12 protein-coding genes and 1 other RNA gene are annotated in these 13,963 nt (G+C 59.7%); 8 read left to right on the forward strand and 5 right to left on the reverse strand.

The window, feature by feature from the left end:
• Positions 1-33 precede the first annotated feature (33 nt).
• The 4 genes from PVE98_RS02215 to PVE98_RS02230 all read left to right on the forward strand — a co-directional run bounded on the left by PVE98_RS02215 (position 34) and on the right by PVE98_RS02230 (position 5,050).
• On the forward strand, positions 34-1,167 hold the full coding sequence (locus PVE98_RS02215; protein ID WP_096072110.1) for an amidohydrolase/deacetylase family metallohydrolase: 1,134 nt from the start codon (positions 34-36) through the stop codon (positions 1,165-1,167).
• Complete coding sequence (locus tag PVE98_RS02220) at positions 1,151-2,272, forward strand: DgaE family pyridoxal phosphate-dependent ammonia lyase (protein ID WP_033754947.1); 1,122 nt, start codon at positions 1,151-1,153, stop codon at positions 2,270-2,272. Before PVE98_RS02215 ends, PVE98_RS02220 begins: the two co-directional genes overlap by 17 nt.
• Positions 2,269-3,009, forward strand: a complete 741-nt coding sequence (gene dagF / locus PVE98_RS02225) for a 2-dehydro-3-deoxy-phosphogluconate aldolase (protein WP_096072109.1) — start codon at positions 2,269-2,271, stop codon at positions 3,007-3,009. Before PVE98_RS02220 ends, dagF begins: the two co-directional genes overlap by 4 nt.
• Positions 3,010-3,139: 130 nt before the next feature.
• The gene (locus PVE98_RS02230; protein ID WP_033754953.1) at positions 3,140-5,050 is read left to right on the forward strand and encodes a transcription antiterminator; all 1,911 of its coding nucleotides are present in this window, start codon (positions 3,140-3,142) and stop codon (positions 5,048-5,050) included.
• Positions 5,051-5,096: 46 nt separating this feature from the next.
• Here the strand turns inward: PVE98_RS02230 and PVE98_RS02235 are convergent, their stop codons facing one another.
• The gene (locus PVE98_RS02235; protein ID WP_048784382.1) at positions 5,097-5,996 is read right to left on the reverse strand and encodes a LysR family transcriptional regulator; all 900 of its coding nucleotides are present in this window, start codon (positions 5,994-5,996) and stop codon (positions 5,097-5,099) included.
• A gap of 130 nt (positions 5,997-6,126) precedes the next feature.
• Between PVE98_RS02235 and PVE98_RS02240 the strand changes: the two genes are divergently transcribed.
• Complete coding sequence (locus tag PVE98_RS02240; protein ID WP_033754957.1) at positions 6,127-6,831, forward strand: pirin family protein; 705 nt, start codon at positions 6,127-6,129, stop codon at positions 6,829-6,831.
• Positions 6,832-7,156: 325 nt separating this feature from the next.
• Here the strand turns inward: PVE98_RS02240 and dolP are convergent, their stop codons facing one another.
• From dolP to PVE98_RS02260, 4 genes are read right to left on the reverse strand one after another with little or no spacing between them, the layout of a single operon-like run.
• The gene (gene dolP / locus PVE98_RS02245; protein ID WP_033754960.1) at positions 7,157-7,729 is read right to left on the reverse strand and encodes a division/outer membrane stress-associated lipid-binding lipoprotein; all 573 of its coding nucleotides are present in this window, start codon (positions 7,727-7,729) and stop codon (positions 7,157-7,159) included.
• A 14-nt stretch (positions 7,730-7,743) separates the two neighbouring features.
• Positions 7,744-8,331 carry a DnaA initiator-associating protein DiaA gene (gene diaA, locus PVE98_RS02250; RefSeq protein ID WP_033754962.1) on the reverse strand — a complete coding sequence of 196 codons (588 nt, stop codon included), beginning with the start codon at positions 8,329-8,331 and terminating at the stop codon, positions 7,744-7,746.
• A gap of 14 nt (positions 8,332-8,345) precedes the next feature.
• Positions 8,346-8,741 carry a YraN family protein gene (locus PVE98_RS02255; RefSeq protein WP_033754965.1) on the reverse strand — a complete coding sequence of 132 codons (396 nt, stop codon included), beginning with the start codon at positions 8,739-8,741 and terminating at the stop codon, positions 8,346-8,348.
• Positions 8,699-10,729: a penicillin-binding protein activator gene (locus PVE98_RS02260; RefSeq protein WP_096072107.1), complete on the reverse strand. Its 2,031-nt coding sequence runs from the start codon at positions 10,727-10,729 to the stop codon at positions 8,699-8,701. The genes PVE98_RS02255 and PVE98_RS02260 overlap by 43 nt, the downstream gene beginning before the upstream one ends.
• A gap of 62 nt (positions 10,730-10,791) precedes the next feature.
• Between PVE98_RS02260 and rsmI the strand changes: the two genes are divergently transcribed.
• The 3 genes from rsmI (at position 10,792) to PVE98_RS02275 (ending at position 13,748) form a co-directional block, all read left to right on the forward strand.
• Positions 10,792-11,655, forward strand: coding sequence for a 16S rRNA (cytidine(1402)-2'-O)-methyltransferase (gene rsmI / locus PVE98_RS02265; protein ID WP_096072106.1), 864 nt, complete (start codon positions 10,792-10,794; stop codon positions 11,653-11,655).
• A 33-nt stretch (positions 11,656-11,688) separates the two neighbouring features.
• Positions 11,689-12,066, forward strand: an RNA gene (gene rnpB, locus PVE98_RS02270) — RNase P RNA component class A.
• Between the two features lie 275 nt (positions 12,067-12,341).
• Entirely contained in the window at positions 12,342-13,748 is a 1,407-nt protein-coding gene (locus PVE98_RS02275; protein WP_223825988.1) for a tyrosine-type recombinase/integrase, read from the forward strand.
• The last annotated feature ends 215 nt before the right edge of the window (positions 13,749-13,963 follow it).

The following is a 13,963-nucleotide window of genomic DNA, read 5'->3' on the forward strand; positions in this document are numbered from 1 at the left end:
CTCGCCAGCGGGCCGCCGCGTTAAGGAGTTGCTATGTTCGATCTGATTCTTCGCCGCGCACGGCTGACGGATGAGCGGCTGGTGGATATCGCGCTGCAGGACGGTAAAATCGCCGCCATCGCCGACAGCCTGCCGGGCGAGGCGAAAAGCGAACGCGATCTGGCCGGACGCTGCTACGTCAGCGCAGGCTGGATCGATTCTCACGTCCACTGCTACCCCAAATCGCCCATCTATCACGATGAAGCGGACGCTATCGGCGTCGCCACGGGCGTCACGACGGTTATCGACGCGGGCAGCACCGGCGCCGATCATATCGATGATTTTTATGCCATTACCCGCGCCGCCGCCACCCAGGTCTACGCGCTGATCAATATCGCGCGCACCGGCATCGTGACCCAGAACGAGCTGGCGGATATGCGGCAGATCGACGGCGATGCGGTGCAGCAAGCCGTAGAACGGCTGCCCGACTTTATCGTCGGCCTGAAGGCGCGCATGAGCAGCAGCGTAGTCGGCGAGAACGGCATTCAACCGCTGATCAAAGCCAAAGCGATCCAGCAGCGGGTCGGCGGTCTGCCGCTGATGGTGCATATCGGCAATAACCCGCCGGATCTGGCGGAGATCGCCGAGCGCCTCACCGCCGGCGACATCATTACTCACTGCTTTAACGGCAAGCCCAATCGCGTGCTGACGCCGCAGGGCGAACTGAAGGCGTCGGTGCGCAACGCCATCGCGCGCGGCGTCAGGATGGACGTCGGCCACGGCAGCGCCAGCTTTAGCTTTGAGGTAGCGCGCGTCGCCATCGCGCAGGGCATTCTGCCCGACACCATCAGCTCGGATATCTACTGCCGCAACCGCCTCAACGGCCCGGTGCATAACCTGGCGCACGTCATGTCGAAGTTTTTCAGCGTCGGCATGACGCTGCAACAGGTGATCGACTGCGTCACCTGGAAGGCGGCGGACGGGCTGCGCCTGACGCGCAAAGGGCGTCTTGAAGTTGGTTTCGACGCCGATCTCACGCTTTTCAGCGTTACCGAAGCGCCCCGCCTGTTTGTCGATTCCGAAGGCGAACAGCTCACCGGGGAGAAACATCTTACGCCGCTGGCCGCCGTGGTGGCGGGCGAGTGGTTCCTGACAGAAGAAGGGAAAGCCAATGTCTTCGATCTATGAAAAATATGGCCTGAAGCCGGTCATCAACGCCTCTGGCCGCATGACGATCCTCGGCGTCTCTACGCCGTCGCCGGACGTGGTCGATACCGTGCAGATTGGCCTCAGCCACTATTTTGAAATGAAAGATCTGGTCAACAAGACCGGCGCTTACATCGCGCAGCTGCTGAATGTGGAAAACGCGGTGGTGGTCTCCTGCGCCTCGGCAGGCATCGCGCAGTGCGTCGCGGCGGTAATCGTCAAAGATAACGACTGGCTGCTGGATAATCTGCATGCCGCGCCGCTTGAGGTGCCGCACGACATCGTGGTGCCGAAAGGCCATAACGTTAACTACGGCGCGCCGGTCGGCAGTATGGTGGCGCTGGGCGGCGGTCGTCTGGTGGAGGCGGGCTACAGCAACGAGTGTTCGCCCGAGCAGCTGGCGGCGGCGATCACGCCGCAGACCGCCGCCATCCTCTACGTGAAATCGCACCACTGCGTGCAGAAAAGCCACCTGAACGTCGAGCAGGCGGCGGTCGTGGCGCGCAAACACGGCGTGCCGCTGATCGTCGACGCGGCCGCCGAAGAAGATTTGCAGTGCTACTACCAGTACGGCGCCGACCTGGTGATCTACAGCGGCGCGAAGGCGATTGAAGGGCCGACCAGCGGGCTGGTAATCGGCAGAGCGCAGCCTGTGGAGTGGGTGAAGCGCCAGAGCAATGGCATCGGCCGGGCGATGAAGGTAGGCAAAGAGGGCATTCTCGGCCTGACGCAGGCGATTGAAAATTATCTGCGGCTGGAAAAAACCAGCGGCGCGCAGATGGTGGAGAAAATGACGCCCTTTATCGACAACCTCAATCAGCTGCGCGGCGTGAGCGCCCGCGTAGTGTGGGACGCGGCGGGACGCGATATCGCCCGCGCCGAGATCAAATTCGACGAGGCGGCCATCGGCCAGCGTACCGGCGACATCGTGCAGGCGCTGAAAAATGGCGCGACCGCTATCTATTTTCGCGGCTACAAAGCCAATGAGGGCATTATCGAGGCGGATGTGCGCAGCGTCAGCGCTGAACAGCTGCACACCATCTTCACCTCGATTCAAACGCTGTTGAACGGAGGAAAAACCGCATGAAGCTGACCCCGAATTTCTATCAGGATCGTCTCTGTCTTAACGTGCTGGCAGGCTCGAAAGCCAACGCGCGCGCCATCTGGGAGGCAGCGGAAGGACATGTACTGGTGGGCGTGCTGTCGAAAAACTACAGCAGCAACGAGGCGGCTATCGCCGATATGCGCGACTATGCCGCGCTGATCGACAACGCGCTCTCGGTCGGACTCGGCGCGGGCGACCCGAATCAGTCAAAAATGGTGAGCGAGATTTCCGCGGTGCTGCAGCCGCAGCACGTTAACCAGGTGTTCACCGGCGTCGCTACCAGCCGCGCGCTGCTGGGGCAGTCGCAAACCGTGGTCAACGGCCTGATTTCGCCGACCGGCACGCCAGGGCTGGTGAAGATCTCTACCGGCCCGCTCAGCTCGCAGGGCAGCGACGCGCGGGTGCCGATTGACAGCGCCATCGCGCTGCTGAAGGATATGGGCGGCAGCTCGGTGAAATATTTCCCGATGGGCGGACTAAAGGCGGTCGACGAGTACCGCGCTGTCGCCCAGGCGTGCGCGGCGCATGACTTCTGGCTGGAGCCGACCGGCGGCATCGATCTCGATAACGTCGAGGCGATCCTGACGATCGCGCTGGAAGCGGGCGTCAGTAAAATTATCCCGCACGTCTACAGCTCCATTATCGATCCCGTCAGCGGCGATACGCGCGTGGAAGATGTGCGCCAGCTGCTGGCCATTTGCAAAAAACTGCTGCCGTAGCGACAGTCACGCCGGCGCGCTTCACAGGGCGTCGGCGCTTGCCTGGAGGTCACGCGCCGTTCGCTTTAAGCTGCTATTTTTCGACATGATGCCGCTGAATGCATGCCAGCGCCGTAACAGGTAGACCGCCTTGAGATTTCCAAATCAACGCCTTGCGCAACTGTTTGACGCCCTGCAAAACGAAACGCTGCCTCAGGATGAGCTGGCGCGGCGCTTCGCCGTTTCAACCCGCACCGTGCGTGCCGACATCAGCGCGCTCAACGCGCTGTTAGAGGAGTACGGCGCGCAGTTCGTACTCAGCCGCGGTGCAGGCTATCAGCTAAAAATCGACGACGCGCAGCGCTTCCAGCGTCTGGAGCGCCAAAACCGCTCGCCGCTGCGCGTGCCGCGCACCTCCGCCGAACGGGTGCGCTATATGCTGACGCGCTTTCTGACCGCCGCCTGGTCGCTCAAGCTGGAGGATCTGGCCGATGAGTGGTTTGTCAGCCGCGCCACGCTGCAAAACGACATGACCGAGGTGCGCGAGTGGCTGGCGCGCTATCACCTGCATATCGAGAGTAAACCTCACTACGGCATGAAGCTGTTCGGCAGCGAAGTGGCGATCCGCACCTGTTTAACCGATCTGCTGTGGCAGATCGACCAGGAGCAGGCCGACAGCCCGCTGATCACTATCGAAGCGCTGCACAGCAATATTCTGGAGACGCTGCGCCCGCTGCTGCAGCAGTGCCTGACGCGCCATAACGTTCGCCTCAGCGACGAGGGCGAGCGCTATCTGCGCCTCTACTGCGCGGTCGCGGTGCGGCGCATCAGCGAAGGCTATCCGCTGAGCGATCCCGGCGCGGAGGATGTCGGGCTGGACGTGCGCGAGGCGGCGCGCGAGCTGATTAATTTGCTGCGGCCGCTGGTGGGCAAGCCGGTGTCGCCGGCGGAAGAGGGCTGGCTGCGCGTTAATATCGCGGCGCGCCAGATGCAGGAGGTGGCGCCGAGCGCCATCAACGCCGATGACGCCGACGCGCTGGTGGACTACCTGCTGAGCTATATCAATACCCACTACAACTACGATCTGCAGGGCGATGAACAGCTGCGCGCCGATCTGCTGACGCACATTAAAACCATGATCACCCGCGTGCGATACCAGATCCATATTCCCAACCCGCTGCTGGATAATATTAAACAGCACTATCCGATGGCCTATGACGTGACGCTGGCGGCGGTCTCTAGCTGGGGCAAATATACGCCTTACGTGATCAGCGAGAATGAGATCGGCTTTCTGGTGCTGCATATCGGCGTCGGGCTGGAGCGTCATTACGATGTCGGCTACCAGCGCCATCCGCAGGTGCTGCTGGTGTGCGACAGCGGTAACTCCACGCTGCGGATGATTGAGGCGATGCTGCTGCGCAAATATCCGCAGCTACAGGTCGCCGGTCGGCTGTCGCAGCGCGAATATGAGGCGCGCGCGCGCATCGATGAAGATTTCGTTATCTCTACCACGCGGCTGAGCGAGAAGGATAAGCCGGTGGTGGTGATGTCGCCGTTTCCTACCGGTTTCCAGCTGGAGCAGATCGGCAAGCTGGTGCTGGTGGACCGCACCCGGCCCTATATGCTGGAGAAGTTTTTCGACGCGCAGCACTTCCTGATCGTCGATAAGCCGATGACGCAGTCGCAGCTGTTCCGCCAGCTGTGCGATCGGCTGGAGGCGGAAGGATTTGTCGACGCGAGCTTTTATCCCTCGGTAGAGGAGCGCGAGGCGATCGTCAGCACCATGCTGGGCGAAGGCATCGCGCTGCCGCACTCGCTCGGCCTGCTGGCGAAAAAAACCGTGGTCTATACCGTGCTGGCGCCGCAGGGCATTCCCTGGGGCGACGACACCGCCTCGGTCATCTTTCTGCTGGCGATCAGTAAAAGCGAATATGAAGAGGCGATGGCGATCTACGATCTCTTCGTGACCTTTCTGCGCGAAAGGGCGATGCCCCGGCTGCGCGACAGCAAAGATTTCGCCGCATTCAAGGCGGTGGCGATTGAGTGTCTGGGGCGGTTGTAACAGCAGGCTCCAGCCCGCAGGGCAGGCTGGAGCCGAAGGGCGGGGTTTAGCTTTTCTTCGCCAGCAGGCGCGGGATCTCGCGCAGGCACCAGGCTTTGGCTTCGCCCATGCTATCGCGGCGCCACGCCATAATAATATCCACTTCGCGGGTATATTCCGGGCTGACGACGCGCAGCCGACCTTCCGCAATATCTTTCTCTACCAGCGAATAGGGCATGGTGGCGACGCCGAGCCCCGCCAGCAGCGCGCGGCGCTTGTCGTCCATACTGCTGACCGTCAGACGCTGCTGTTTGTCCAGCAGCTGCACCGTCAGCACCGGGCGCTCGCGCGCCGTATCGGCCACGGCGATGCCGCGATACTTCACGCGCGTCACCTCAGACTGAGGTTCCGGCTCGTTGTGAATCGGATGGTCGGCGCTGGCCACATAGACGCTCATCATGGTGTAGAGCTTGCGCGTATTGATTTCGGTTGAGGCGCGGAAGTGCATATCGGGCGCGATAACGATATCGGCGCGGCCCTGCTCCAGCCGCTCCCACGCGCCCGCCAGCACTTCGGTTATCAGCGAAATCTGGGTATTGGCCTTTTCCGACAGCTTCTCCACCAGCGGGAAGAGAGCGTCGGTCGGCACCAGCGCTTCGGTGACGATGGTCAGATGCGTTTCCCAGCCGCGCGCCAGCGCTTCGGCGTCGGTGGTGAGCTTGTCCGCCGCTTCCAGCAGCACGCGTCCACGCTCCAGCAGCATGCGCCCGACGTTGGTGAATTTCGTCCGGTGGCCGGAGCGGTCGAACAGCACCACGTCCAGCTCCTCTTCCAGCTTTTGCATGGTATAGCTGAGCGCCGAAGGAACGCGCCCCAGCTCATCCGCCGCTGCCGCAAAACTGCCGCGGCGATCGATCGCATCCATTACGCGCAACGCTTCAAGGGTTAAGGCACGCTCTTTAGCCATCCGAACTCTCTTTCAGGAAATTTGAATATGCACGGCAGATTAACTGGCTAACAATACGGCGTCCAGCCTTTTACCATAATGGGTATCAAGTCTGCGGTCGTTCTCTGCCGCAGCGAGCTGGAGGTAAATCATGATAACGACGCGTAGTGCGTCCGCGTGCGGTCAGGCCGATTTCGGCTGGTTGCAGGCACGCTACAGTTTCTCTTTTGGTCACTATTTCGATCCCAAATTAATGGGCTACGCCTCGCTACGCGTGCTGAATCAGGAAGTGCTGGCGCCAGGAGCCGCCTTTCAGCCGCGCACCTATCCGCAGGTGGACGTGCTGAATATCGTGCTGCAGGGCGAGGCGGAGTATCGCGACAGCGAAGGCAACCATATCGTCGCGCGCGAGGGCGAAGCGCTGCTGCTCGCCACGCAGCCGGGCGTCAGCTACAGCGAAATCAACCTGCGCAAGGATCAGCCGCTGACGCGGATGCAGCTCTGGCTGGCCGCCTGTCCCGAGCGGGAAAACCCGACGCTGCAAAAGATCGCGCTGCCGGAGCGCGGCAATCTGCAGCTGATCGCCTCGCCGGACGGCGCGGGCAATAGCCTGCAGCTGCGTCAGCAGGTGTGGGTGCATCAGCTGCGGCTGGCGCCGGGCGAAGAGCAGTCGCTGACGCTGCGCGGGCCGCGCGCCTATCTGCAGTCGATTCACGGCTCGCTGGAGGCGGTCACGCGCGAGGATCGTCCGGAGAAGCTGGGCTGCGGCGACGGGGCGTTTTTGCAGGAGGAGCAGCAGATCAGGCTGCGGGCGAAAACCGCGACCTGGGCGCTGGTGATCGATATACCGGTATAAAAAAATTGATGGGGTAGCCCTTCGACAGACGGCTCACAAACCGTAAAAGCGGGTGATATGGACCGAAGAGCAAAGCGTCCCGCGCCAGGGACAAAAACGCCGGGAGCGTTTTTGAACAACGCAACGCGTTGGCCCGGTGACGGGCGCCCCTCAGGGATGAGGGGCGTAATTGCGCGGGCCGAGCTGGCAGGGATGCCGTTTTTGCGTCTTTGCGATCGGGCCATATCACCCGCGCTGGCACAATGCCAGTGAAGTTAAGGGCGGCTAAAGCCGCCCTTTTGTGTATGTTGCCGCTGTGCCAGCGGATGAGCGGCCTGATGCACGCTTACTTCAGCATCGTAAACGCGGTGGTGACGTGCTTCACGCCGCTGACCCGGCTGGCGATATCCGCCGCCGCCTTCGCTTCTTCCGCCGTCACCAGACCTAACAGAAACACTTCGCCGTTCTCGGTGGTCACTTTCACGTTTGAGGATTTCACCTGATCGCTGCCCAGCAGCTGCGAGCGGATTTTGGTGGTGATCCAGGTATCGGACGACGAAGTGCCGAGGCTCACCTTCTGGCCGATGCGAATTTCGTTGAAGACCTCGGTCGCGCCGTCGACGCCCATGGCGATCTGTTTGGCGCGGCTGGCGATATCCTGCGACGGCGCCTGGCCGGTCAGCAGCACTTTGCCCTGATAGGCGGTGGCGATAATGCGCGCGTCGGTTTTAATCTGCTGATCTTTCGCCAGCGCGTTGCTGACGCGCAGCTCCAGCGTGCTGTCGTCAACCTGGGTGCCGACGGTGCGCGGATCGGTGGCGGTTTTGGTGGCGACGGCCGCGCCGCCGGCGACGACGGCAACGCAGCCCTGCAACAGCATGGCGGTTAACAGGATAGCGACAGCATTCAATGCTTTCATGTTTGCTCCTTCAGTCATTCCTGGTGTGGAAACAGGGTGTTATCAATCAGGTCGCACAGACAGTTCAGCGTCAGCATATGCATCTCATGGATGCGGGCGCTGCGGTGCGACGGGATGCGAATTTCCACGTCATGCGGGCCGAGCAGGCCCGCCAGCTCGCCGCCGTCATAGCCGGTGAGCGCAACGATGGTCATATCACGGGTAACCGCGGCTTCCACCGCTTTAACGATGTCTCGCGTGTTGCCGCGGGTAGAGATCGCCAGCAGGACGTCGCCGGCCTGACCCAGCGCGCGCACCTGCTTGGCGTAGATTTCATCGTGCTGACGATCGTTGCCGATCGCCGTCAGCATCACGTTGTCCGCGCTGAGCGCCAGCGCAGGCAGGCTGGGACGCTCGGTCTCAAAACGGTTGATCATGCTGGCAGCGAAATGCTGCGCGTTGGCGGCTGATGCGCCGTTGCCGCAGCTGAGGATTTTATTGCCGTTAAGCAGGGACTGCACCAGCGTCATCGCGGCGCGGGAAATGGCGTCCGGCAGCGCTTCTGCGGCGGCAATCTGGGTTTGAATACTTTCAGTAAAACACGCTTTAATTCTGTCCTGCACACGACCACCTGGTTCTAAACGTCTGCATTAAAGGCATTGGGCAGCCACTCCAGCGCCGTACCGGTAATGGCGATGATGTCGAAACGGCAATCCACCGTCTCAAAACTGCCGCCGCGCTGGGCGAGCCAGAGTGCGGCGGCGCGCAACAGCTTTTGCCGCTTGAGGCGAGTGACGCTGGCCAGCGCCCCGCCGTAGCGCGCATCGCGCCGGTAGCGCACCTCCACGAAGACCCAGCATGCGCCGTCGCGCATGATGAGATCCAGCTCGCCGCCGCGATAAGTCACATTGCTGGCGACCCAGCGCAGTCCGGCACGCTCTAAATAGCGCCGGGCGCGCTGTTCCTGTTCGGCGCCGAAGCGCCGGGTGTTCAGGAGGCGGGAACGATCTCGCCCTGACGATACTGGCTCCATGACAACGTCCTGTTGATCACGCAATCCTGATTCGCGCTCAGCTTGCCGGTATTGCCGTCGATGGTGAAGCCCGGCGTCTGGCGCACCTGGTTAAAACTGTTCGCCAGCGTCCAGGCGTCGATGCCCATCGCATAGAGGCGAACCAGCGAGTAGTCGTTGTTGAACGACTGCGCCGCGCGCTGCATTAGCGCCGGGTTACGGCCCGAGAGCAGCGGAATATCGCTGAACTGCAACCCTTCCATCTCCAGACGGAAGTCGGGACCCGCGCCCGCCTGGTAACTGCGCGAGCTGGCGTAGAGCGAGGCCGAGCTGCGGCTGCCGGTACGCATGGCGATCATCGGCTTAATCAGCTGTAGCTCATCCTGCGTCGACACGATATAGACCGAATCGACGTTGCCGCCGCTCGCCGCCGCCGGCTCGCTCTGCTGCTGCGGCGACGGGATCGTCAGCCCGGCGATGGTCACGCCCTGGGATTCGGCGGCGGCTGGCTGGACGTTGACCGGCGTGCCGCTCAGCGTAATGCCCGCGCCGCTGTTGATGCCCTGTTTCAGCTCAGCGGTCGAGCCGAAACGCTGCTGCAGCGGCGCCGTGCCGCCCAGCTTCAGCCACTCCTGTGCAAACGCGTTGACCACGCGATCGCCGAAGCTGCTGCGCGGCACCAGCAGCAGCGGCTGGCGCTTGCCCTGGTTCCACATATGGTGCGCGGCATCGCGCGCTTCGTCTTCAGGAGAAAGCGCAAAATAGCAAATATTCGGATGGTTCTGGATCTGCTCCGGCGCGTTGAGCGCCAGTACGTTGAGCGGCGTCTGGCTGTTGGCGACCGTTTCGACGTTGTTTTTCAGCAGCGGGCCGACCACCAGCGTCGCGCCATCCTGCTGCGCCTGCTGCATCACCTGCTGAATCGGCTGGCTGCTGGTGTCGTAGACCTTGATCTGCGCGCTGCTGGAGGGCGCGCTGGCTTCAGGCTGAGTCTGGGCAGCGGTGGGTTGCGCGGTCGCCGCCGGCGTAATAGCCGCGGCGGCCGGGCTGACCACGGCGTTGGCTTCGCTGGTCGGCGCAGGCTGCGCGCTTTCCGCAGCGGTCGGCGGGTTCGCTGGCTGCGCGGCCGGCTGCGGCGCGGCGTTCAGGGCGCCGTTTTTCGCATCGTTGAAGCCTTTTTGAATGGCGCTGGCGAAGACCTGCGCCTGACCGTTCAGCGGCAGCAGCAGCGCGATGGTGCTGGTAGAGGCTTTGGTGAAGTTCTGCGCCTGGCTCAGCGGCGTCGGCAGGGTTTTAGCCGCCGGATTTTGCGGATAGCGCGTCTGCCAGTCTTTCAGGGCGGATTTCAGCATCTCGCCGTCCTGCGCGTTGGCGCGCCAGACGTTAAGCAGATCCAGCCAGCCCTGCAGCGTGTTTTCATCGGCGTTGATCACCAGGCTGCTCGCCTCTTGCGGCGTCATCTGCGTCAGCGCCTGCCAGGTGGCATCGATGTTTTTCTGACGATCGTCGCCGCTCAGCAGCGGCTCCTGCGCAATATAGGCGCGCAGCAGCGCCAGCGAGGGTTTGCCCTGCGCGGCCGCGATCTGCAGGCCGTAATAGCGTGCCTGCTGCTCTTTCGACAGGTCGTCGACTTTGACCTGATTCAGCAGCTGCGTCGCGCCCGGCACGTTCTGCTGGCTGAACAGGAACTGCGATTTAAGCAGCAGCAGCTCCTGCTGTTGCGTGTCGCTGAGCTGGCTCGGCAGCAGGTTGATCTGCTGGCCGGCTTGAGGATACTTTCCTTCTTTCATCAGGGCACGGATGGCAAGTAATTGCCAGTCTGTCCTGCTATCATCGCTGCTTTGCTGCACTTGCTGCAGATAGTAATCAGACCCGCCGGTAATGGGCCCCTGAATATTTACGTTTGAGGTTTGCGGCCCCTGACCGCTACAGGCGGCTAAAATCAGCCCAGCAAGAAGGACAGGCACAAAGCGTCCTGCTTTATGACGAACGACTTTTGAAGGAAGCATACTGTATCCAGTGATGTTTTTTTCAAGATGCTCAATATTAAATCGGCAATTCGGATGAAACAATGAAACAACTCGATCGGGCAGAGATTTCTGCCAGCACGCTCTACATCGTTCCAACCCCGATTGGTAATTTGGGTGATATCACCCAGCGGGCGCTGACGGTGCTTTCGGGCGTCGATCTGGTCGCAGCGGAAGATACACGTCATACCGGACTGTTGCTACAACATTTCGCCATCGCTGCGCGGCTCTTCGCACTTCATGACCACAACGAACAGCAGAAGGCCGAACTGCTGCTGGCGAAGCTGCAGCAAGGGCAGAGCATCGCGCTGGTCTCCGATGCCGGGACCCCGCTGATCAACGATCCGGGCTACCATCTGGTGCGCCTCTGTCGCGAGGCGGGTATCCGCGTCGTGCCGCTGCCTGGCGCCTGCGCCGCCGTCACAGCATTAAGCGCCGCCGGGTTACCGTCCGATCGTTTCTGTTACGAAGGGTTTCTGCCCGCCAAAACCAAGGCGCGCTGCGACGCGCTGCGCGCGCTGGCGCAGGAGCCGCGCACCCTTATTTTCTACGAGTCCACCCACCGTCTGCTCGACAGCCTGGAAGATATGGTGAAGGAACTCGGTGCCGATCGTTACGTGGTGCTGGCGCGCGAGCTGAGCAAAACCTGGGAATCGATTCACGGCGCGCCGGTGGGCGAGCTGCTCGCCTGGATCAAAGAGGATGAAAATCGTCGCAAAGGCGAGATGGTGCTGGTCGTCGAAGGGCATAAGGCGGATGAAGAGGCGCTGCCCGCCGAGGCGCTGCGCACGCTGGCGCTGCTGCAGAAAGAAATGCCGCTGAAAAAGGCCGCGGCGCTGACGGCGGAAATCCACGGCGTGAAGAAAAATGCGCTCTATCGCTTTGCGCTCGATCAGCAAGAGGCGTGACAAATGCGGCCGAATGCCCTAATATCTCGCGCCGAAGCTGACCAGACAGTCGCCGCTTTGTCGTCGTCCCTCTTGTAGGGAGACGGGCAGAGGGGAGGAAAGTCCGGGCTCCATAGGGCAGGGTGCCAGGTAACGCCTGGGGGGCGCAAGCCTACGACCAGTGCAACAGAGAGCAAACCGCCGATGGCCCATTTATGGGATCAGGTAAGGGTGAAAGGGTGCGGTAAGAGCGCACCGCGCGTCTGGCAACAGTTCGCGGCACGGTAAACTCCACCCGGAGCAAGGCCAAATAGGGGTTCGCATGGTACGGCCCGTACTGAACCCGGGTAGGCTGCTTGAGCCAGTGAGCGATTGCTGGCCTAGATGAATGACTGTCCACGACAGAACCCGGCTTATCGGTCAGCTTCAACTTCTTTAAAAACAATAAGTTGATGTATCTCAGGCACTTAGAGGCACAAATGAGATACAGCATGGGATACATCAACGTTTGTTACCTACCTCATACGCTTCAGCGTAATGGCGTTTTCTACGCTTACCTCAGATTGTCTGATAACCAGTTTTTCCGTTGCTCGCTTGGTACGGATAGCCCGCGTCGATGCCTGTTTCTGATCTCCCGATTAACGCCATTCTTCACTCTTTTGCGATCTGGTACTATCCACCGCGATCAGTTACAGAGAATCATACGAATGATGAAAAAACTCTCCCAGCATGACATTGATGCTTTTGTTGCCGCACAACATGCGGAGATTTATGGTTATGTTGAGAATATCCCCTCTGACGCCCGCCAGCGAAAAATTAGGGGAGATGAAACTCCGCCGTTATCACCTGATGTAGGTCAGGTGTTCGCAGCGTTTTTTCAAGAGTTCTACGAAGATCAACTCCTCAACGGTGAAGCATCCCCGACAGAATCCTTTTTTCTTGAGTCTCTGGCTTTGCGTTTCGACATAACGGGCATGGAAAGTGCCATTGCCGCCGCAGCGTCAAAGTACGATATTCTTTTGCACCAGTCTCAGAAGGCCAATGCAGCTTTTCTGAGTAAAGATTTTTCGACGTACTCCCGGATCCTCAACGATCTGAAACAGAAAACTCCTCTACCTGTCGCAGTGTCTCCGGTTGAAGAGCCTGCGCCAGTGATGACACTGCAAGAGGCATGGGATGGTTTTCTGGTGTTCAAATCAGATTGGAATCCAAAGATTCGGAAGGGAAACGAAAAGTACTTCACGGTTATCAGGGAAGTACTGGGGGCTGATACGCCAGTGAACCAAATTACCCGCCGCGATATCAAAAACTTGCTCGAAGTGGTGGAGGGCCTACCCCTTCAGAACAAGAAGCCATATAACAAGATGACGGTTCGAGAGTGCTTAGATCTTGATGATATTCCCGAAGATGATCTTGTGGCACCGAAGACCGTTAAAGATTATCTGAAGCTATGCCAGGGGTTGTTCTCTACCTACCTAACATCTGAAATGGATATACTGGCATCTTCACCGACGCTAAACGTCCGTTATGAAGCGCACAGCAAAAGCTATGGAGACTATAGTAAAACAGAAATGCGCAGGCTGGTGGCCCACTTCAAAACTCTATCAGGTTGGAAAAAGTGGATACCGCTCCTCCTTGCCTATACTGGTGCACGTCGGGCAGAGATCGCCAAACTAAAGCGTTCGGATGTTCGTCTTGATGATGATTCCCAGCGTTACTACATCATGATTGATGATACCAAAACCGAAGCAGGTACGAGGCAAGTACCGCTATCACTTAATCTGCTTGAGCTTGGATTTTTGGACTACGTAGAGGGATTCTCTGCTGGCGATTCGCTTTTCCCTGACCTGACTAACTTCAACCAGATCACCCACTTTTTCCACGATATTCGTGAGGCTCTTGAGATCCCTTATCTCAATGACTATGGCGCTCGCCGCATTGTGCACAGCCTTCGCCACACTTTTATTACAGAAGCGCGAAAAACTAACGAGCTTACGCCAGTTCAGAAGGTGGTCGGACATGAGCATAGTGGGGAAGGGCAAACCCAGCGATACACCCACAAGTTTACTGTGACGAATTTACTTCCAGTAGTTGATGGTATTTGCTGGGACTAAACTCCCACCAACTCTTCTGTAAGTGCAGGGGGAATTCTCCCCCTACTTTTATAAATTATGGCACACAAAATGTGTCTCTCATCAAGTGCGTCGCCACTTAGTATGGTGTAGTTTATTGATTTCAATAATAAAGATAATAAACCCCTTGACAAATGAGAATGATTCGTGTTACTATGTAGTTAAGGGGAAGATTTCCCCGACAACTCACCGAAACA

This window comes from Pantoea sp. GABEPS69 (assembly GCF_045780835.1).
GTDB lineage: Bacteria > Pseudomonadota > Gammaproteobacteria > Enterobacterales > Enterobacteriaceae > Pantoea > Pantoea septica.